We start from the raw sequence: 19,104 nt of genomic DNA, 5'->3' as shown, positions 1-19,104 counted from the left end.
ATGGCAAACGCGCATAGCGGCAAAATGATCGTCGGGCTGGACATCGGCACCTCCAAGGTGGTGGCGCTGGTGGGGGAAGTGGGCGAGGACGGCACCCTGGAAATCGTCGGGATCGGTACTCATCCGTCCCGCGGCCTGAAAAAAGGCGTGGTGGTTAACATCGAGTCCACCGTGCAGTCGATCCAGCGCGCCGTGGAAGAAGCGCAGCTGATGGCCGGCTGCCGCATCCACTCGGCCTTCGTCGGTGTGGCCGGCAACCACATCCGCAGCCTGAACTCCCACGGCATCGTCGCCATCCGCGACCGCGAGGTGAGCCTGGCCGACCTGGAGCGCGTACTCGACGCCGCCCAGGCCGTTGCCATCCCGGCCGACCAGCGCGTGCTGCACACCCTGCCGCAGGACTACGTGATCGACAACCAGGAAGGCGTGCGCGAGCCGCTGGGCATGTCTGGCGTACGTCTGGAAGCCAAGGTCCACGTGGTCACCTGCGCGGTCAACGCGGCGCAGAATATCGAGAAGTGCGTACGCCGTTGCGGCCTGGAAATCGACGACATCATCCTCGAGCAGTTGGCCTCGGCCTACTCGGTGCTGACCGACGATGAAAAAGAGCTGGGCGTGTGCCTGGTGGACATCGGCGGTGGCACTACCGACATCGCCATCTTCACCGAGGGCGCGATCCGTCACACTGCGGTGATCCCGATTGCCGGCGACCAGGTGACCAACGACATCGCCATGGCGCTGCGTACTCCGACCCAGTACGCCGAAGAAATCAAGATCCGCTACGCCTGCGCCCTGGCCAAACTGGCTGGCGCCGGCGAGACCATCAAGGTGCCGAGCGTGGGCGATCGCCCACCGCGCGAGCTGTCGCGCCAGGCCCTGGCCGAGGTGGTGGAGCCACGTTACGACGAGCTCTTCACCCTGATCCAGGCCGAACTGCGCCGCAGTGGCTATGAGGACCTGGTGCCGGCCGGCATCGTTCTCACCGGCGGCACCGCGAAGATGGAAGGCGCCGTGGAACTGGCCGAGGAGATCTTCCACATGCCGGTACGCCTGGGCGTACCGCACAGCGTTCGGGGGCTCAGCGACGTGGTTCGCAACCCGATCTATTCCACCGGCGTGGGCTTGCTCACCTACGGCCTGCAGAAGCAGACCGAAGACCTGCCCCTGACCGGTAACAGCAGCAACAACAGCTATGGCGATGAACCGAAGGCTCCAGTGCTTGAACGCTTCAAGCGCTGGGTCCAGGGCAATTTCTAAGTTTCAAAGCAGTAGTGGTAGGCGCGACAACTAGAGAACTGTAAGGAGAGGGAAAATGTTCGAGCTCGTAGACAACGTCCCGCAAAGCCCGGTCATCAAAGTGATCGGTGTTGGCGGTGGTGGCGGCAACGCCGTCAACCACATGGTCAAGAGCAGCATCGAAGGCGTGGAATTCATCTGCGCCAACACCGATGCCCAGGCGCTGAAGAACATCGGCGCGCGCACCATCCTGCAATTGGGCACTGGCGTGACCAAGGGCCTGGGTGCTGGTGCCAATCCGGAAGTCGGCCGTCAGGCCGCGCTGGAAGACCGTGAGCGCATCGCTGAAGTGCTGCAGGGCACCAACATGGTGTTCATCACCACTGGCATGGGCGGCGGTACCGGTACCGGTGCAGCGCCGATCATCGCCGAAGTGGCCAAGGAAATGGGCATTCTCACCGTTGCCGTGGTGACCCGTCCGTTCCCGTTCGAAGGCCGCAAGCGCATGCAGATCGCCGATGAAGGCATCCGCATGCTGGCCGAAAGCGTCGACTCGTTGATCACCATCCCCAACGAGAAGCTGCTGACCATCCTGGGCAAGGATGCCAGCCTGTTGTCCGCCTTCGCCAAGGCCGACGACGTACTGGCCGGTGCCGTGCGCGGTATCTCCGATATCATCAAGCGCCCGGGCATGATCAACGTCGACTTCGCCGACGTGCGTACCGTGATGGGTGAAATGGGCATGGCCATGATGGGTACTGGCTGTGCCAGCGGCCCGAACCGTGCGCGTGAAGCCACGGAGGCAGCGATCCGCAACCCGCTGCTGGAAGACGTCAACCTGCAGGGCGCCCGCGGCATCCTGGTGAACATCACCGCAGGCCCTGACCTGTCGCTGGGCGAGTACTCCGACGTGGGTAGCATCATCGAAGCCTTCGCCTCCGACCACGCCATGGTCAAGGTCGGCACCGTGATCGACCCGGACATGCGTGACGAGCTGCACGTGACCGTGGTGGCTACTGGCTTGGGCGCGCGCATCGAGAAGCCTGTGAAGGTGGTCGACAACACCCTGCAGACTGCCCAGCAGGTGTACGAGGCCTCCAACCCGGCGCCGGTTCGCCAGGAGCAGCCTGCGGTCAACTACCGTGACCTGGAGCGCCCGACCGTAATGCGCAACCAGGCTCATGCAGGTGCCGCTGCAGCCGCTAAACTGAACCCTCAGGATGACCTGGACTACCTTGATATCCCGGCATTCCTGCGTCGTCAGGCTGATTAATGGAATTTATCAGGGGTATAAAGGTGATTGGTATTCATCAAAGGTTGGGTCTGTTATCATCCCCAGCCTTTGTTGATACCTGTTCGCAATTTGCGCTGAAGCGGCCAATGCCATGATTAAACAACGCACCCTGAAGAATACCATCCGTGCCACAGGTGTCGGTCTGCACTCCGGGGAGAAGGTTTACCTGACCCTCAAGCCTGCACCTGTTGACACCGGCATCGTCTTCCGCCGCGCCGACCTCGACCCTGTGGTCGAAATCCCGGCGCGCGCGGCCAACGTCGGCGAGACAACCATGTCGACGACGCTGGTCAACGGTGACGTCAAGGTCGATACGGTCGAGCACCTGCTCTCCGCCATGGCGGGCCTGGGCATCGATAACGCCTACGTCGAGCTCTCCGCCTCGGAAGTGCCGATCATGGATGGCAGCGCCGGACCCTTTGTATTCCTGATTCAGTCTGCCGGCCTGGAAGAACAGGACGCAGCCAAGAAGTTCATCCGCATCCTGCGTGAGGTAACTGTGGAAGAGGGCGACAAGCGCGCCACTTTCCTGCCTTTCGACGGTTTCAAGGTGAGCTTCGAGATCGACTTCGATCATCCGGTGCTTCGCAACCGGACCCAGAGCGCGAGCGTCGACTTTTCCAGCACCTCGTTCGTGAAGGAAGTCAGCCGCGCGCGTACCTTCGGTTTCATGCGTGACATCGAGTACCTGCGCAAGCACAACCTTGCGCTGGGTGGCAGTGTCGAGAACGCCATCGTGGTCGATGAGGACGGCGTGCTCAACGAAGACGGCCTTCGTTACGAAGACGAATTCGTCAAGCACAAGATCCTCGACGCTATCGGCGACCTCTACCTGCTGGGCAACAGCCTGATTGGCGAGTTCAAGGGCTACAAGTCCGGCCACGCGCTGAACAACCAGCTGTTGCGCAAGCTGATTGCCGAAACCGATGCCTGGGAAGTGGTCACCTTCGAAGATGCCAGCACGGCACCGATCTCGTACATGCGCCCTGTTGCGGCCGTGTAAGTTCGAACACTCTCTAGTTCATTAAGGCCACCTTCGGGTGGCCTTTTTTATGGCTTGTCACGGGCGTGGGCGGCCAATCGTTCCAGTGCTGCACGCAGCTTGGGGTCAGTGATGCCCTCGGCGGTATCGCGCAGGCTCTCGGCTGCGTTATTGGACAGTTCTGCGGCATTGCCACCACGCTTGGCTGGCACCAGCGGTGGCTGGACCTTGTACAGGATGCGCCTGAGGTTGGCGAATGCCTCCATGGCCTGTAATGCAGACATCAAGCGTTTCTGCTGATAGCGCAGGCGGGTTGCCCAATGGCCGTCTGTCACCACCAGCAACAATGTGCCATCGCGCCACGACGCCACATGGCAATGCTCGCGGGCGGCCGGTTGCAGCTGGCTTTCCAGCAGGCGCTGCAGGTGCTCCAGGCGTTCGGCCTGGTTCAGCAGCAGGCGCAGCGGGCGGACCTGGCGGAGCAGGGCCGAGGGCGGCTGGGCGGGGGAGGGTTTGTAGGCCATGGGGGTACGCATGAGGTTACATGGTCCGCAGTCTAACATCTCTATAGCCTGCACTGGCTTCTTCGCGGGTGAACCCGCTCCTACACGTACGGCACTGCCTTTGATGTGTAGGTAATCCTGTGGGAGCGGGTTTACCCGCGAAGAGGCCGGCGCAGATAACAAAAGACAAGACTCATTCTCGATACGTTTCATCTTCCCGAACCTTGAACTCAGGGAAAATGCCCCTATCTAAAACAAGCCCCCGCCAAAACGCTGTCCAAGCATCGTGGAAATCCACCACTTTCCTCACCATCGTTTCCGGGTAGAATGCTCGTTCGCATGCGGCCTCAGGGCTGCACGGGCGACTCATGGGGCCGCCCTCCATCCCTACGTGTGGAAGATCCTGCCGATATGTTTGCGCCTTTGTTAAAGAAACTTTTTGGAAGCAAGAACGAGCGTGAAGTCAAACGCATGCTCAAGACGGTGAACATCGTCAATGCTCTCGAAGAGAAGATGGTGGCCCTCTCCGACGAGCAACTGCGGGGCAAGACCGCAGAGTTCAAGGAGCGCCTGGCCAAAGGCGAGACACTGGACCAGTTGCTGCCTGAAGCCTTCGCCGTGGCCCGTGAGGCCGGCAAGCGCGTGATGGGCATGCGCCACTTCGACGTGCAGCTGATCGGTGGCATGACCCTGCACGAGGGCATGATCGCAGAAATGCGTACCGGTGAAGGCAAGACCTTGGTCGGTACCCTGGCCGTGTATCTCAACGCATTGTCCGGCAAGGGCGTGCACGTGGTCACCGTCAACGACTACCTGGCCCGCCGCGACGCCAACTGGATGCGCCCGCTGTACGAGTTCCTCGGCCTGTCGGTCGGCATCGTCTCGGCCTTCCAGCCGCCGGAAGAAAAGCGTGCTGCCTACGCGTCCGACATCACCTACGGTACCAACAACGAATTCGGTTTCGACTACCTGCGCGACAACATGGCGTTCAGCCAGGAAGAGAAGTTCCAGCGTGAACTGAACTTCGCCGTGATCGACGAAGTCGACTCCATCCTCATCGACGAAGCGCGTACCCCGCTGATCATTTCCGGCCAGGCCGAGGACAGCTCCAAGCTGTACATCGAGATCAACCGTCTGATCCCGCGCCTTACCCAGCACATCGAGGAAGTGGAAGGCCAGGTCACCCAGGAAGGCCACTTCACCATTGACGAAAAGAGCCGTCAGGTCGAGCTGAACGAAGCCGGTCACCAGTTCATCGAAGAGATGCTCACCCAGTCCGGCCTGCTGGCCGAGGGCGAGAGCCTGTATTCGGCGCATAACCTGAGCCTGCTGACCCACGTCTATGCTGGCCTGCGCGCGCACAAGCTGTTCCACCGCAACATCGAATACATCGTCCAGGACGGCCAGGTCCTGCTGATCGACGAGCACACCGGCCGTACCATGCCGGGCCGCCGTCTGTCCGAAGGCCTGCACCAGGCCATCGAAGCAAAAGAGAACCTGAACATCCAGGCCGAGAGCCAGACCCTGGCTTCGACTACCTTCCAGAACTACTTCCGCCTGTACACCAAGCTGTCCGGCATGACCGGTACCGCTGACACCGAAGCGTTCGAGTTCCAGTCGATCTATGGTCTCAACGTGATGGTCATTCCGCCGAACAAACCGTTGGCACGTAAAGACTTCAACGACCTGGTGTACCTGACCGCCGCCGAGAAATACGCCGCGATCATCGCCGACATCAAGGAAAGCATGAAGCAGGGTCGCCCGGTGCTGGTGGGTACTGCGACCATCGAAACCTCCGAGCACATGTCCAACCTCCTGAAGAAGGAAGGTATCGACCACAAGGTGCTCAACGCCAAGTACCACGAGAAGGAAGCCGAGATCATCGCGCAAGCCGGTGCGCCAGGTGCCCTGACCATCGCCACCAACATGGCCGGCCGTGGTACCGACATCCTGCTGGGCGGTAACTGGGAAGCCGAAGTGGCAGCCCTGGAAAACCCGACCGCCGAGCAGATCGCCCAGATCAAGGCCGACTGGCAGAAGCGTCACCAGCAGGTGATCGAGTCGGGTGGCCTGCACGTGATCGCTTCCGAGCGCCACGAATCGCGCCGTATCGACAACCAGCTGCGTGGCCGTTCCGGCCGTCAGGGCGACCCGGGCTCCAGCCGCTTCTACCTGTCGCTGGAAGACAGCCTGATGCGTATCTTCGCCTCTGACCGGGTGAAGAACTTCATGAAGGCGCTGGGCATGCAGTCCGGCGAGGCCATCGAGCACCGCATGGTCACCAACGCCATCGAGAAGGCCCAGCGCAAGGTCGAAGGCCGCAACTTCGACATCCGCAAGCAGTTGCTGGAATACGACGACGTGGCCAACGAGCAGCGCAAGGTGATCTACCACATGCGCAACAGCCTGCTGGCCGCCGAGAACATCGGCGACACCATCGTCGAATTCCGCAAGGAAGTACTGGACGCTACCATCAGCCAGCACATTCCGCCGCAGTCGCTGCCCGAACAGTGGGACGTGGCCGGCCTGGAGGCTGCGCTGGCCAGCGATTTCGCCATGAAGCTGCCGATCCAGCAGTGGCTCGACGAGGACGATCACCTCTACGAAGAGACCCTGCGCGAGAAGCTGCTGAACGAAATCACCACCGCGTACACCGAGAAGGAAGACCAGGCCGGTATCGAAGCCCTGCGTACCTTCGAGAAGCAGATCCTGCTGCGTGTGCTGGATGACCTGTGGAAAGACCACCTGTCGACCATGGACCACCTGCGTCACGGTATCCACCTGCGTGGTTATGCGCAGAAGAACCCGAAGCAGGAGTACAAGCGCGAATCCTTCAGCCTGTTCCAGGAGCTGCTCGAGTCGATCAAGCGCGACACCATCCGCGTGCTGTCGCACGTTCAGGTACGCCGCGAAGACCCGGTCGAAGAGGAAGCCCGCCTGCGCCGCGAGGCCGAGGAACTGGCCAGCCGCATGCAGTTCCAGCATGCCGCTGCTCCGGGCCTGGAAAGCGAGCAGCTGAACGAGGAGGGCGCCGAAGTGGCCGTTGCCTCGGCACCGGTGCGCAACGAGCAGAAGCTGGGCCGCAACGAGCCGTGCTGGTGTGGTTCGGGCAAGAAGTTCAAGCATTGCCACGGGCAGATCGAGTGATCTGACCAGGCTGTTGTAACCTGAAACATCCGGGGCCGCTTTGCGGCCCATTCGCGGCACAAGGCCGCTCCTACAGGGACCGCGCCCGCCCCAATGGTTGCGATGTCCTTGTAGGAGCGGCCTTGTGCCGCGAATGGGGCGCGAAGCGGCCCCGCTCTTCCATCACCTGTTCACCGTATTTTCTAGGAGCGCTCTAATGGCTGTTGGTCTTGGTCCTTTGCCCACCCTGCACCCGGTTCCGGGTTTTGAACTCGGCATCGCTTCTGCCGGCATCAAGCGCCCTGGGCGCAAGGATGTGGTGGTCATGCGCTGCGCCGAAGGCTCCAGCGTGGCTGGCGTGTTCACCCTCAACGCCTTCTGCGCAGCGCCGGTGATCCTGTCCAAGCAGCGTGTGCAGGGCACCGTGCGCTATCTGCTGACCAACACTGGTAACGCCAACGCCGGCACCGGCGCGCCAGGCCTGGCCGCCGCCGAGCGCACCTGCGCCAAGCTGGCCGAACTGGCCGGCGTACCGGCCGAGTCGGTACTGCCATTCTCCACCGGCGTGATCGGCGAGCCGCTGCCGGTCGAGAAGATCGAAGGCGCACTGCAGGCCGCCCTCGACAACCTGTCGGAAAACCACTGGGCTGAAGCTGCCAGCGGCATCATGACCACCGACACCCTGCCCAAGGGGGCCAGCCGCCAGTTCCAGCACGATGGCGTGACGGTTACCGTCACCGGCATCAGCAAGGGTGCAGGCATGATCCGCCCGAACATGGCCACCATGCTCGGCTACATCGCCACCGACGCCAAGGTTGCCCCGGCGGTGCTCAAGGACCTGATGCTGGACGGCGCCAACAAGTCGTTCAACCGCATCACCATCGATGGCGACACCTCGACCAACGACTGCTGCATGCTGATTGCCACTGGCAAGGCCAACCTGCCGGAAGTCACCGAAGCCAGCGGCGCACTGTTCGAAGCGCTGAAAAAGGCAGTGTTCGAAGTGTGCATGGAAGTGGCCCAGGCCATCGTCCGTGACGGCGAAGGCGCCACCAAGTTCGTTACCGTGCAGGTCAACGGCGGTGGCAACCACCAGGAATGCCTGGACGTCGGCTACGCCGTGGCCCACTCGCCGCTGATCAAGACTGCGCTGTTCGCTTCCGACCCCAACTGGGGCCGTATCCTCGCCGCCGTCGGCCGTGCCGGCGTACCGGAGCTGGACGTGAGCCTGATCGATGTGTACCTGGACAGCGTGTGCATTGCCAGCAAAGGCGGCCGTAGCCCGAGCTACACCGAAGACCAGGGCGCCAAGGTTATGGCCCAGGAAGAGATCACCATCCGTATCGAGCTGGGCCGTGGCCAGTGCAGCGAAACCATCTGGACCACCGACCTGTCCCACGAGTACGTGAAGATCAACGCCGAGTACCGTACCTGATGTAATTGGGGCCGCTTTGCGGCCCATCGCTACACAAGGCCGCTCCCACAAGAACCTGCGTACACCGCCCCATGTGGGAGCGGCCTTGTGTCGCGAAAGGGCTGCAGAGCAGCCCCAGAATTCCCAAACGATGGAGCCGAACCATGAGCTATCACCTGATCATCGGCGACAAGCTGTATTCCTCCTGGTCGCTGCGTGGCGCCCTGGCCCTCGAGCTGGCTGGCGTGCCTTACGAAGAAACACTGATCAAGCTGAACCAGCCTGACACCCGTCAGCGCATCCTCGCCTTTTCGGCTACCGGCAAGGTACCGCTGCTCAAGACCGAGCACGGTGTGATCGCCGACTCGCTGGCCATTGCCGAATACCTCAACGAACGCCACCCCGACGCGCAGCTGTGGCCTGCCGACGTGGCGGCCCGGGCCCAGGCCCGTTCGGCCTGCGCGCAGATGCACAGCGGCTTCTTCGCCCTGCGCGGCGCGATGCCGTTCGACCTGTCCCGCGACCAGGCGCTGGACGGTGTGCCGCTGGAGGTTCAAATCGATATCGACCGTATCGTTGCACTGTGGTCGGAATGTCGCCTTGCGGCCAAGGACAGCGGCCCGTTCCTGTTCGGCAGGCCGAGCCTGGCTGATGCCTTCTTCGCCCCGGTGGCGGTGCGCCTGCGCACCTACCGTGTGGAAGTGCCTGCAGAGGCAGCGGCTTATATCGAAACCATTTATCAGTGGCCAGCCTTCCAGGCCTGGCAAAAGGCTGGCCTGGCGGAGCGTGAAGGGTGAAACGGATTCATGTTGTAGCTGCTGTCATTCGCGGTACTGACGGCCGTATTCTGATCGCACGGCGCGCCGATACCCAGCACCAGGGCGGTCTGTGGGAATTCCCGGGCGGCAAGGTGGAGGAGGGTGAGGGCGTCGAGGCGGCGCTGGCCCGCGAGCTGCGCGAGGAGCTGGGTATCGAGGTGAGCCGTTCGCGCGCGCTGATCAAGGTCAGCCACGATTACCCGGACAAGCAGGTGCTGCTGGATGTGCGCGAAGTCGAGGCATTCGCCGGCGAGCCGCATGGCGCCGAAGGGCAGCCGCTGGAATGGGTTGCTCCACGCGATTTGCCCCAATACGAATTCCCCGAGGCCAACAAGCCGATCGTTGCAGCCGCGCGCCTGCCGGATCAGTACCTGATCACCCCCGATGGCCTGGAAGTGCCGCAGATGCTCAAGGGCATCCAGAAGGCAGTGGCCAGTGGCATTCGCCTGATCCAGTTGCGTGCCCCGGACATGTACGATCCAAAGTATCGCGATGTGGCGGTGGACGCGGTCGGCCTGTGCGCGGGCAAGGCGCAGCTGATGCTCAAGGGGCCGCTGGAGTGGCTGGGTGACTTCCCAGCCGCGGGTTGGCACCTGACGGCTGCACAACTGCGCAAGTATGCCGCCAACGGCCGGCCGTTCCCCAAGCAGCGTTGGCTGGCGGCGTCCTGCCACAGTGCCGAAGAGCTGGCGTTGGCGGAGCAGATGGGCGTGGACTTCGTCACTTTGTCGCCGGTGCAGGCAACCCGGACACACCCTGAGGCGGTGCCGCTGGGGTGGGACGAGGCACAGCGGTTGATTGCCGGGTTCAACAAGCCGGTCTACCTGCTGGGTGGGGTAGGGCCGGGTGAGCGCGAGCAGGCCTGGGAAGCGGGGGCACAGGGTGTGGCCGGGATCCGGGCGTTCTGGCCTGAGATCTGAGTCGCCTGTAATTGGGGCCGCTTTGCGGCCCATCGCCGGCAAGCCCCCACAGAGGCAGCACAGACCGGGCTCTGTGGGAGCTGGCTTGCCGGCGATGGGCTGCGCAGCAGCACCAGAAATATCAGCCGTTTGGTTTCTCAGCAGGCTGCCACAAAACCTCCGCCACCCCCTGCCGCCGCCCAATAATCCGCGCGGCCACAAACAGCAAATCCGAAAGCCGGTTGATATACGCCAACCCAACCCCCGCCAACGGCTCCAGCGCATTCAGCTGCTGGCACCGCCGCTCCGCACTGCGCGCCAAGCTCCGGCAGACATGCGCCTGCGCCACCAGCGCCGAGCCACTGGGCAAGATGAAGTTTTTCAACGGCCCCAGCTCTTCATTCCACACATCGATCACCGCCTCAAGCCGCTCCACCTCCGTCAGGTTCAACGCCTGATAACTGGGCATCGCCAGCTCACCGCCCAGGTCGAACAGGCGGTGCTGACACGGCGCCAACACCGCGCTCACTTCATCCAGCCCTTGTTCGGCCAGCCCCGCCAGCAGCAAACCCAGCTGGCTGTTCAGGCTGTCCACCTCGCCAATCGCCTCGATTCGCGGGTGATCCTTGGGCACCCGGCGCCCGTCGCCCAGGCCGGTTTCGCCTTTGTCGCCGGTGCGGGTGTAGATCTTCGACAGGCGGTAGCCCATGTCATTTCTCCATTTTGGCCGGCGCCACCGCTGCCGGCTGGCCAAGGGGCAGGCGCAGGGTGAAGCAGGTGCCCTGGCCGGGCGTGGACTGCACTTCCATCTGCCCCTTGTGGTTGTTGGTGATGATGAAGTACGAGACCGACAGCCCCAGCCCGGTACCCTGGCCGATTTCCTTGGTGGTGAAGAACGGCTCGAAGGTGCGCTTGCGCACCCCTTCGGGCATGCCGACGCCGTTGTCCTCGACCTGGATTTCCGCCCATGGCGGGCTCAAGCGGGTGCGCAGGGTGATGCGCCCGGGCTCGCTCGGCTGCGGCCGCTGGTGGATGGCCTGGGCCGCGTTTTTCAGCAGGTTGAGCAGCACCTGCTCCAATTCGTTGGCGGTGCACGGCACCGGCCCCAGGTCGGGGTCGAACTGACGCACGATGGCCTGGCCCTTGAAATCGAAGCCTATGGCCAGGTCGAAGTCGTTGCTGGCAATTTCCACCGCCTGATCGATCAGCGCCGGCAGGTCGCACGGCGCCAGTTGACGGTTGCTGCGGCGGCTGAAGCTGAGCATGTGGGTGACGATCTTAGCTGCCCGGGCACCGGCCTGCTGGATGCCGTCGAGCAATTGCGGCACTTCGCGGCTCTCCAGGTAGCGGTTGACCGTGGGCAGGTCGATGCCCAGTTCCTCTGCCTGTTCCTGATTGCGCGGCAGTTCTGGTGACAGGCGCCGGCGGATGTTCTGCACGTTATGCAGGATCGCGCCCAGCGGGTTGTTGATCTCGTGGGCCATGCCGGCGGCCAGGCCGCCGACCGAAAGCATCTTTTCCGATTGCACCATCATTTCTTCCAGCGACAGGCGCTGGGTGATGTCATCGATACGGATGACAACGCCACGGCCGCCGCCACCGGTCAGCGGGTAGAAGGTCAGGGCGTAGTGGCGCAGGTCGTCACCCTTGGGCCAGGTGACCCGCTCGATCTTTGCCACCCGGTGCTTTTCCACTGTTTCCTTCAGTTGCGGCAGGAACGGCTTGAGCGGTTCGAAGGCAATGAAGATCGGCTGATTCAGCGCCTCGTCCAGAGGCGTGCCGGAAAGTACCGTGGCTTCGTGGTTCCACTGGGTCACGTAGAGCTGTTCATCCAGGGCGATCAGCGCCGAGGGCATCGAGTCGATGATGCTGTTGAGGTAGTTCTGGAAGCCGGTGAGTTTTTTCTCGATCTTGCTGCGCACCTGGACTTCCAGTTCCAGCTTGCGGTTGGTGTGGCGGGTTTCCTCGGCCAGGCCCTGGGCCTGGTCGTAGGCCTCCTGAAACTCGTCGCGGGTGCGCTTGAGTTGCTGTTCGCGGGCTTCGATGCGCGAGAGCATGGTGTTGAACGCTTCGGCCAGGCTGCCGATCTCGTCGTCGTTACCGCGCTGCGCGCGCAAGGCATAGCTCTCTTCGCGGGTGACCTGGCGGCTGAGCTCTTCGAGCTGGTTGATCGGCTGGGTGATCAGGCGTTTTATCTGTCGGGCGATGACGATCCACAGCAGGATGCTGAACACCAGGATGCCCAGGCTGGCGCTGAGGGTGCCGGTATAGAAAGCCGTGGGCAGTTCACTGCTGGCCACCAGCAGCAGGTGTGCGGGAGGGTTGGCGTCACGTGGCATGCGGATCAGCTGGGTGCTGCGAAACTCCATCAGGCGCCAGCCGTCGATGTTGCGAAAACGCTTGGGCAGTGCCAGCGGCTCGCCATGCTGCAGCTGCGCCAACATGCGGCCATCGCCACCGTAGACGGCAGCGGCGCGCAGCGGCGTGTAGCTGTCCAGCTCTTTCAGCAGGGCGCTGGCGGTGTCCGGTGTATCGCCGGCGCGCTCCGCCAGTTGCGGGTTGGCCACCAGCCGGCCGATGGTGTGCAGCGCCTGTGGCGCCATGCTTTCCTGGGTGATCCAGTAGGCGGCGCTGATGAAGGTTAGGTTGGCCACCAACAGGATGGTCACCAGCAACACCAGCAGGGCTGCCAGCAGCTTCTGCCCGACCGGGAGGTTTTCCAGGCGTTGGCGCAAGGTCATGGGCTAGGCAATATCCGTATCCGGTTGAAAGGGTTGCGTCAGTCGCAGGGCAAACCACGCACACGCAGGTTATCGACCAGGTGCTGCAGCAGGCGTTCCAGCTCTGGCAGCTGCAGGCCATGACGGCCGGCGGCGCGGCAGGCATGGCCAAGCAGGTAGTGCACCTCGGTGCGGCGGCATGCGCGTACATCCTGGTACATGGAAGAGTAGTTGGCCGCAGTGGCGAGGATCACCCGCTGCACTTCTTCGTTCAGCCCGTCTGCCGCTTCTGGCTGGCCACAGCGGCGCAGCAGTTGGGCCAGCTCGGCGCACAGCGCATCCACTTCGCCCAGGTGCCCCAGCAGCCCGCCGTTCTGGCAGTCGTGCAGCACGGTCAGCGGGTTGATGGCGCAATTGAGTGCCAGCTTGCGCCACAGACGGGTGAGGATATCCACCGTCCACTCGGCAGGGATGCCAGCCTGATGCAGGTCATCGAACCAGGCCGGGATCGTCGGGTTGCGTGGGTCACCCAGCCAGTTGAAGCCGTGGCCGGCAAAGCGTACGTGCCAATCTCCCTCGCGGAATGCGCCTTCGGTACTGGAGGCGAAGATGCAGCGTGCATGGGGCACCAGGTCGGCGACCTCGTCCTGGCTGCCCAGGCCGTTCTGCAGCAGTACCACCTCGGCGTCTTCGGCCAGGCGAGGTGCCACGCCGGCGATGGCCGGGGCGGCGTCGTAGGCCTTGCAGGCCACCAGCAGGCGATGGATCGGGCCGTGTGCCTGCGCGGTTTCGGCGGGGATGGCGTAGTGGCGGGACTGGTCCTGTTCGACCAGGGTCAGGCCGCCGGCCTGCTGGTAGGCCTGCAGCCGCTGCCCGTCACGCAGGATCAGGCGCACTGCCTTGCCCGCGCGCGCCAGGCGGCAAGCCCACAGGCTGCCCAGGCTACCGGCGCCGAGAATATGCCAGGTGCTGCTCATATGCGTTTCGCAACCCGTTATAATGAGCCCGCATTTTAACCGTCAAACCCAGCGCGCTCCATCTTCAGCCTGAGCGCGCTTTTATTTTGGGAGAACAACCATGCCTTCGTTCGACGTGGTATCGGAACTGGACAAGCACGAAGTGCAGAACGCGGTCGACAACGCCATCAAGGACCTGGACCGTCGCTACGACCTCAAGGGCAAGGGCACCTTCGAGTTCAAGGACAAAGAGCAGACCGTGATGCTCACCGCCGAGGAAGAGTTCCAGCTCGAAGCGATGCTGGAAATCCTGCGCCTGGCGCTGGTCAAGCGCAAGATCGACGTGAAGTGCCTGGAAACCAAGGACCCGTACGCCTCGGGCAAGGAAAAGAAACAGGAAGCCAAGTTCCGCGAAGGCATCGACAAGGAACTGGCGAAGAAGATCGTCGCCACCATCAAGGATGCCAAGCTGAAAGTGCAGGCCGCCATCCAGGGCGAGCAGGTACGCGTTACCGGCAAAAAGCGCGACGACCTGCAGGAAGCCATTGCGCTGCTGCGTACCAAGGAATTCGACATGCCACTGCAGTTCAACAACTTCCGCGACTGATGTGGGCATCGCCCGGAACCCCGATGGCCAAATGATGTCCATGGGGGCCGGGGCTGCGCCATCGCGCGTGGCCAGTTCTACCGTGTACTTGCCGCTCGGCATCAGGAGATGAATATGGATTTGAACGCTGAAGTCGATCAGCTGGTCCGCCAATCCCAGACCTGGATCCCCTTGATCATGGAATATGGCAGCCGTGTGCTGCTGGCGCTGCTGACCCTGGCGGTCGGCTGGTGGATCATCAACAAGGTCAGCGCCCGCCTGGGCAAGCTGGTTGGCCTGCGCAACGCCGACCTGGCGCTGCAGGGCTTCATCAGCACCTTGTCGAATATCGTGCTGAAGGTGCTGCTGTTCGTCAGCGTGGCGTCGATGATCGGTATCGAGACCACCTCGTTCGTTGCCGCCATCGGTGCCGCGGGCCTGGCCATCGGCCTGGCCTTGCAGGGCAGCCTGGCGAACTTCGCCGGCGGTGTGCTGATCCTGATGTTTCGCCCGTTCCGCATCGGTGACTGGATCGAGGCGCAAGGCGTGGCCGGCACCGTCGACAGCATCCAGATCTTCCACACCGTGCTGCGCACTGGTGACAACAAGACGGTGATCATGCCCAATGGCAGCCTGTCCAACGGCATCATCACCAACACCAACCGCCAGCCGACGCGCAAGGTGGTGTTCGATGTGGGTGTGGACTACGAGGCCGACCTGCAGAAGGCCCGCAACGTGCTGCTGGAGCTGGCGCAGGACCCGCGCGTGCTGCCCGACCCGGCGCCGCAGGCGGTGGTCGCGACCCTGGGCGACAGCTCGATCACAGTGTCCTTGCGCTTGTGGACCAAGACTGCCGATTACTGGGATGTGATGTTCATGCTCAATGAGCATGCGCGTGACCGGTTGAAGGCCGAAGGGATCGACATTCCGTTCCCGCAGCGGGTGATTCGCGTGGTGCAGGAGACTGCAGCGCAGTAATACCGCGTTGAAGCCGGGGCCGCTTCGCGCCCCATCGCCGGCAAGCCAGCTCCCACAGGGTTATCACAGTCTTCAGGCTTGTGTTGTTCCTGTGGGAGCTGGCTTGCCGGCGATGGGGCGCGAAGCGGCCCCGGCTTTTTACACTTGTTCACAGCAATACCCCGCCATTTCTGGCATATAGCCTGACCCCACCTGCCACACCCGATACGCCATCATGAAACCACTGCTGTACATCACCCCCCTGCGCGCCTTGCTGTTCGGCCTGACCCTGGCCCTGTTCGAGCTGCTCACCTACCTGGCCAGCGATGCCGTCATGCCGGCCATGCCGGTGGTGGTCGGCGATCTGAATGCCAGCCCCGAATACATTCCCCACGCCCTCAACCTGTACCTGCTAGGGGGCGTGGTGCTGCAATGGCTGATCGGCCCGCTGGCCGACCGCTATGGCCGGCGCCCGTTGCTGCTGATCGGCTGCGCGTTCTTCGGCCTGGCCTGCCTGGCCACCTTCTGGGTCCACGACATCGGCCTGTTCAACTTGCTGCGCCTGCTGCAAGGCATCGGCCTGGGGTTTGTGGTCACGGTCAGCTACCCGGCCCTGAACGAAGCCTTCAGCGAAGCCGACGCCGTGCGCATGATGGCCCTGCTGGCCAACATCGCCTTGCTCTCGCCACTGCTCGGGCCGCTGGTGGGCACCTTGCTGCTGCAGTGGCTGGACTGGCGTTGGCTGTTCGTGGCCTTCACCATTGGCGCGGTTGTGGCCTGGCTGCTGCTGTACCGGCTGATGCCGGAGACCTTGGGCGTGGAGCGCCGTGACGGCTCGCGCCTGGCATTCACGCCGATCCACCTGCTGCCATTGCTGGCCGGCTACGGCCAGTTGCTGGGCAACCGCCGCTTTGTCGCTGGCAGCGCGGCCCTGGGCCTGGTCGGTCTGCCGCTGATTGGCTGGATCGGCCTGTCGCCGGTGCTGCTGATCCACGACGAGGGGCTGAGCACCATGGAGTACGCCTTGTGGCAGTTGCCGGTGTTTGGCGGGCTGATCCTGGGCAACCTGATCATCAACCGCATTGCCGATCGCTATCCGTTGGCGGCGCTGGTGCGTGGTGCATTGTGGCCATACCTGGCCGGCCTGTGCCTGATGGGACTGGCGACATGGTACTGGCCGAGTGTGACCAGCGTGGTGGCGGGCATGTCGCTGTACGCGCTGGGGTTGGGCGTGGCCAACGCGGTGCTGTATCGCATGACGCTGTTCGCCAGCGAGCAGAGCAAGGGCCTGGTCTCGGCCATGCTGGGGATGATCACCATTGCCTTGCTGGGGTTGGGTGGGGCGCTGCTGGCGATGATTGGGGCCGGGGCCAGCTTGCTGCACTTTGCCCTGGCGGCGGGTGTGGCGGGGGCCTTGGCGCTGTGGCCGCTGTGGTTTGTGGTGGGTGGAAGGCCTGGTGAGGGGGCTGTTGCTCAGTAAACTTTATTGCCTGTACCGGCCTCTTCGCAGCACAAGGCTGCTCCTACAGATACACCACAGCTCTGTAGGAGCAGCCTTGTGCTGCGAAGAGGCCGCTACAGGCAATACAAACCTGTCAGGGCCGCTCGGCCGCCGAACCTTCCTCTGCAACCGGTTTGCCCGGCCCGGCCTCCTGGCGCCACTGCAGGGCAATCAGGATCAGGGTCGGCACGCCAAGGAGGGCAGTGATCAGGAAGAAGTCGTGGTAACCGAACTTCTCCACCATGACCCCCGAATAACCCCCGATCAGCCTTGGCAACAGCAGCATGATCGAGCTGAGCAACGCGTACTGGGTAGCCGAGAACTTCAGGTTGGTCAGGCTCGACAGGTAGGCAACGAAGGCCGAGGTGGCCAGGCCGGAGCTGAAGTTGTCCAGCGAGATGGTCACCACCAGCATTTGCAAGTTCGGGCCCATGTCGGCCAGCATCAGGAACAGAATGTTGGTGCCCGCGGAGGCCGCACCGCCGATGAACAGGATCGGCATGATGCCGAAGCGCACGATCAGCAGGCCGCCAACACCGGCGCCGACCAGGGTCATGATCAGGCCGAAGATCTTGCTGACGCTGGCGATCTGGTCCTTTGTGAAGCCCATGTCGATGTAGAACACGTTGGCCATCACGCCCATTACCGTGTCCGACATGCGATAGGTGGCGATCAGGCCGAGCAGCAGCAGGGCCTGCCAGCGGTAGCGGGCGATGAAGTCGTTGACCGGGGTCAGCACCGGCGCGAGGCCGCGACGGCCCAGGCTCGACAGGCACGCCCATGTCAGCAGCACATAGAGGATCAGGCGCAGGAAGGCGCGGTCTTCCAGCAGCAGGTCCAGTGGCGTTGCATCACCGGAGATGACGCTGGACCAGCCGGTATTGAACATCTGGGTGAAGCTGGCCGGTACCGATACCAGCAAGATTATCAGCACGAACACCGAGGCCAGCTGGTGCACCAGCCCATAGCGCGCTGCCGACAGCTGGGTACGCATGGGTACGGGCGGTTCGCGCATGATCAGGGTGGTGAATACGGCGGGCAGCATCATCACCGCGAACATGACGTAGGTGCCGGCCCAAGCCTTGTGCAGGTAGCTGAAGCCAGTGGAGCCGAACCACTCGGCGAAGAACAGGGCGCCAGCCGTGGCCAGCAGGGCCGCCACGCGGTAGCCGGCCATATAGCTGGCGGCGAGTGCAGCCTGGCGCTGGTCGTCGGCGATTTCCAGGCGGTAGGCATCGACCGCGATGTCCTGGGTGGCCGAAGCGAAGGCCACCAACACCGCCAGGGCAATCAGCCATGACAGGTGCTGCTGCGGGTCGCACAGGCTCATGCCGACCAGCCCGATCACCACCAGCGCTTGCGACAGCAGCAACCACGAACGCCGGCGCCCCAGGCTGCCGAGCAGCGGCAGGCGCCATTGGTCGAGCAGTGGCGACCACACCCACTTGAAGGCGTACGCCAGGCCGATCAGGCTGGCGTAACCAATGGTCTCGCGGGCCACGCCAGCTTCGCGCAACCACACCGAAAGGGTGGAGAACACCAGCATGTAGGGCAGACCGGCGGCGAAGCCGAGCAGCAAAAGTACCAAGGTTGACGGGCTGGCATAGGCAGCAAGCGCAGCGCGCCAGGTTTTACGGGGCATGGGCCAACATCTGCCTCAAGTTTGCGAAAACAAAGCGCGCACTCTAACCGCTGTGCTCCATCGGGCGCCAGCCATGGCGCGTCATATCCACACGATTGTTGGTTACATTCACACCCTCCGCGCGCAGTCGCGCCCGTTGTTCATCCCCAGACGGGGTACCCAGTGCCAGGCTCAGCCTGCCACCTGCGCCAAGCACCCGGTGCCAGGGCAGGCGAGTGTCCGCGGGCAGTTGCCCGAGGGTACGCCCGACCCAGCGTGCCGCCCGCCCAAGCCCTGCCAGTTCGGCCAGTTGGCCATAGCTGACCACCTTGCCGGCCGGAACTTGGCCAAGTACCGAATACAGCACCGTCCGTCGGCCCTCGGCGGAGTCGAGGGCGTGCTCATATCCGTCAGACATCAGGCCCCCTCTGGGCTGCAGATGAAACCGGACCGGCGGTCTGGCAAATGAGAGTTGAACTCAACGGCATGCT

The 19,104-nt window shown here is 63.2% G+C and carries 16 protein-coding genes; 10 read left to right on the top strand and 6 right to left on the bottom strand.

Annotation, left to right across the window (positions count from 1 at the left end):
• From ftsA to lpxC, 3 genes are all read left to right on the top strand, one after another.
• Positions 1 to 1,257, top strand: coding sequence for a cell division protein FtsA (ftsA, locus tag WM94_RS25835; RefSeq protein ID WP_015271706.1), 1,257 nt, complete (start codon positions 1 to 3; stop codon positions 1,255 to 1,257).
• Between the two features lie 55 nt (positions 1,258 to 1,312).
• Positions 1,313 to 2,509, top strand: a complete 1,197-nt coding sequence (gene ftsZ, locus WM94_RS25830; protein ID WP_003260772.1) for a cell division protein FtsZ — start codon at positions 1,313 to 1,315, stop codon at positions 2,507 to 2,509.
• Between the two features lie 112 nt (positions 2,510 to 2,621).
• Positions 2,622 to 3,533, top strand: a complete 912-nt coding sequence (lpxC, locus tag WM94_RS25825) for a UDP-3-O-acyl-N-acetylglucosamine deacetylase (RefSeq protein ID WP_023661965.1) — start codon at positions 2,622 to 2,624, stop codon at positions 3,531 to 3,533.
• A 47-nt stretch (positions 3,534 to 3,580) separates the two neighbouring features.
• On the opposite strand, the gene WM94_RS25820 is transcribed toward lpxC, so the two are convergent.
• Positions 3,581 to 4,036 carry a DUF721 domain-containing protein gene (locus tag WM94_RS25820; RefSeq protein ID WP_023661964.1) on the bottom strand — a complete coding sequence of 152 codons (456 nt, stop codon included), beginning with the start codon at positions 4,034 to 4,036 and terminating at the stop codon, positions 3,581 to 3,583.
• A 390-nt stretch (positions 4,037 to 4,426) separates the two neighbouring features.
• Between WM94_RS25820 and secA the strand changes: the two genes are divergently transcribed.
• From secA to WM94_RS25800, 4 genes are all read left to right on the top strand, one after another.
• On the top strand, positions 4,427 to 7,162 hold the full coding sequence (secA, locus tag WM94_RS25815) for a preprotein translocase subunit SecA (protein WP_061552441.1): 2,736 nt from the start codon (positions 4,427 to 4,429) through the stop codon (positions 7,160 to 7,162).
• 196 nt (positions 7,163 to 7,358) lie between these two features.
• Positions 7,359 to 8,576: a bifunctional glutamate N-acetyltransferase/amino-acid acetyltransferase ArgJ gene (gene argJ / locus WM94_RS25810; protein WP_061552440.1), complete on the top strand. Its 1,218-nt coding sequence runs from the start codon at positions 7,359 to 7,361 to the stop codon at positions 8,574 to 8,576.
• Positions 8,577 to 8,719: 143 nt separating this feature from the next.
• The gene (locus tag WM94_RS25805; RefSeq protein WP_013974104.1) at positions 8,720 to 9,352 is read left to right on the top strand and encodes a glutathione S-transferase family protein; all 633 of its coding nucleotides are present in this window, start codon (positions 8,720 to 8,722) and stop codon (positions 9,350 to 9,352) included.
• Positions 9,349 to 10,293 (top strand): Nudix family hydrolase, encoded by a 945-nt coding sequence (locus WM94_RS25800; protein WP_061552439.1) that lies wholly within the window; start codon positions 9,349 to 9,351, stop codon positions 10,291 to 10,293. The genes WM94_RS25805 and WM94_RS25800 overlap by 4 nt, the downstream gene beginning before the upstream one ends.
• A gap of 121 nt (positions 10,294 to 10,414) precedes the next feature.
• Here WM94_RS25800 and WM94_RS25795 read toward each other — a convergent pair whose 3' ends face one another.
• From WM94_RS25795 to WM94_RS25785, 3 genes are read right to left on the bottom strand one after another with little or no spacing between them, the layout of a single operon-like run.
• A complete protein-coding gene (locus tag WM94_RS25795; RefSeq protein WP_061552438.1) occupies positions 10,415 to 10,981 on the bottom strand; it encodes a cob(I)yrinic acid a,c-diamide adenosyltransferase in 567 nt (188 codons plus the stop codon).
• Between the two features lies 1 nt (position 10,982).
• Complete coding sequence (locus WM94_RS25790) at positions 10,983 to 13,013, bottom strand: ATP-binding protein (RefSeq protein WP_061552437.1); 2,031 nt, start codon at positions 13,011 to 13,013, stop codon at positions 10,983 to 10,985.
• A 38-nt stretch (positions 13,014 to 13,051) separates the two neighbouring features.
• Positions 13,052 to 13,969, bottom strand: coding sequence for a putative 2-dehydropantoate 2-reductase (locus WM94_RS25785; protein ID WP_061552436.1), 918 nt, complete (start codon positions 13,967 to 13,969; stop codon positions 13,052 to 13,054).
• Between the two features lie 100 nt (positions 13,970 to 14,069).
• Between WM94_RS25785 and WM94_RS25780 the strand changes: the two genes are divergently transcribed.
• The 3 genes from WM94_RS25780 to WM94_RS25770 all read left to right on the top strand — a co-directional run bounded on the left by WM94_RS25780 (position 14,070) and on the right by WM94_RS25770 (position 16,971).
• Positions 14,070 to 14,555 (top strand): YajQ family cyclic di-GMP-binding protein, encoded by a 486-nt coding sequence (locus WM94_RS25780; RefSeq protein ID WP_003260761.1) that lies wholly within the window; start codon positions 14,070 to 14,072, stop codon positions 14,553 to 14,555.
• A 114-nt stretch (positions 14,556 to 14,669) separates the two neighbouring features.
• A complete protein-coding gene (locus WM94_RS25775) occupies positions 14,670 to 15,512 on the top strand; it encodes a mechanosensitive ion channel family protein (protein ID WP_015271698.1) in 843 nt (280 codons plus the stop codon).
• Between the two features lie 214 nt (positions 15,513 to 15,726).
• Entirely contained in the window at positions 15,727 to 16,971 is a 1,245-nt protein-coding gene (locus WM94_RS25770) for an MFS transporter (RefSeq protein WP_061552435.1), read from the top strand.
• 115 nt (positions 16,972 to 17,086) lie between these two features.
• Here the strand turns inward: WM94_RS25770 and WM94_RS25765 are convergent, their stop codons facing one another.
• Together WM94_RS25765 and WM94_RS25760 are read right to left on the bottom strand one after the other, a co-directional pair.
• On the bottom strand, positions 17,087 to 18,634 hold the full coding sequence (locus WM94_RS25765) for an AmpG family muropeptide MFS transporter (RefSeq protein WP_013974096.1): 1,548 nt from the start codon (positions 18,632 to 18,634) through the stop codon (positions 17,087 to 17,089).
• A gap of 43 nt (positions 18,635 to 18,677) precedes the next feature.
• Entirely contained in the window at positions 18,678 to 19,031 is a 354-nt protein-coding gene (locus WM94_RS25760) for an MGMT family protein (RefSeq protein WP_003260756.1), read from the bottom strand.
• Positions 19,032 to 19,104: the final 73 nt, after the last annotated feature.

It is taken from the genome of Pseudomonas sp. ABFPK (genome assembly GCF_001586765.1).
In the GTDB taxonomy this organism is placed as follows: domain Bacteria; phylum Pseudomonadota; class Gammaproteobacteria; order Pseudomonadales; family Pseudomonadaceae; genus Aquipseudomonas; species Aquipseudomonas asiatica.
Note: the sequence above shows the minus strand (reverse complement) of the source record. Positions and strands in the feature narration are given on the sequence as shown.

Bases quoted from the DNA above. Each gene is read 5' to 3' on its own strand.
- WM94_RS25785 (WP_061552436.1), bottom strand. From the start codon at position 13,969: ATGAGCAGCACCTGGCATATTCTCGGCGCCGGTAGCCTGGGCAGCCTG.
- WM94_RS25765 (WP_013974096.1), bottom strand. From the start codon at position 18,634: ATGCCCCGTAAAACCTGGCGCGCTGCGCTTGCTGCCTATGCCAGCCCG.
- WM94_RS25775 (WP_015271698.1), top strand. From the start codon at position 14,670: ATGGATTTGAACGCTGAAGTCGATCAGCTGGTCCGCCAATCCCAGACC.
- WM94_RS25770 (WP_061552435.1), top strand. From the start codon at position 15,727: ATGAAACCACTGCTGTACATCACCCCCCTGCGCGCCTTGCTGTTCGGC.
- WM94_RS25805 (WP_013974104.1), top strand. From the start codon at position 8,720: ATGAGCTATCACCTGATCATCGGCGACAAGCTGTATTCCTCCTGGTCG.
- ftsZ (WP_003260772.1), top strand. From the start codon at position 1,313: ATGTTCGAGCTCGTAGACAACGTCCCGCAAAGCCCGGTCATCAAAGTG.
- secA (WP_061552441.1), top strand. From the start codon at position 4,427: ATGTTTGCGCCTTTGTTAAAGAAACTTTTTGGAAGCAAGAACGAGCGT.
- WM94_RS25795 (WP_061552438.1), bottom strand. From the start codon at position 10,981: ATGGGCTACCGCCTGTCGAAGATCTACACCCGCACCGGCGACAAAGGC.
- WM94_RS25780 (WP_003260761.1), top strand. From the start codon at position 14,070: ATGCCTTCGTTCGACGTGGTATCGGAACTGGACAAGCACGAAGTGCAG.
- WM94_RS25790 (WP_061552437.1), bottom strand. From the start codon at position 13,013: ATGACCTTGCGCCAACGCCTGGAAAACCTCCCGGTCGGGCAGAAGCTG.
- ftsA (WP_015271706.1), top strand. From the start codon at position 1: ATGGCAAACGCGCATAGCGGCAAAATGATCGTCGGGCTGGACATCGGC.
- lpxC (WP_023661965.1), top strand. From the start codon at position 2,622: ATGATTAAACAACGCACCCTGAAGAATACCATCCGTGCCACAGGTGTC.
- WM94_RS25760 (WP_003260756.1), bottom strand. From the start codon at position 19,031: ATGTCTGACGGATATGAGCACGCCCTCGACTCCGCCGAGGGCCGACGG.
- argJ (WP_061552440.1), top strand. From the start codon at position 7,359: ATGGCTGTTGGTCTTGGTCCTTTGCCCACCCTGCACCCGGTTCCGGGT.
- WM94_RS25820 (WP_023661964.1), bottom strand. From the start codon at position 4,036: ATGGCCTACAAACCCTCCCCCGCCCAGCCGCCCTCGGCCCTGCTCCGC.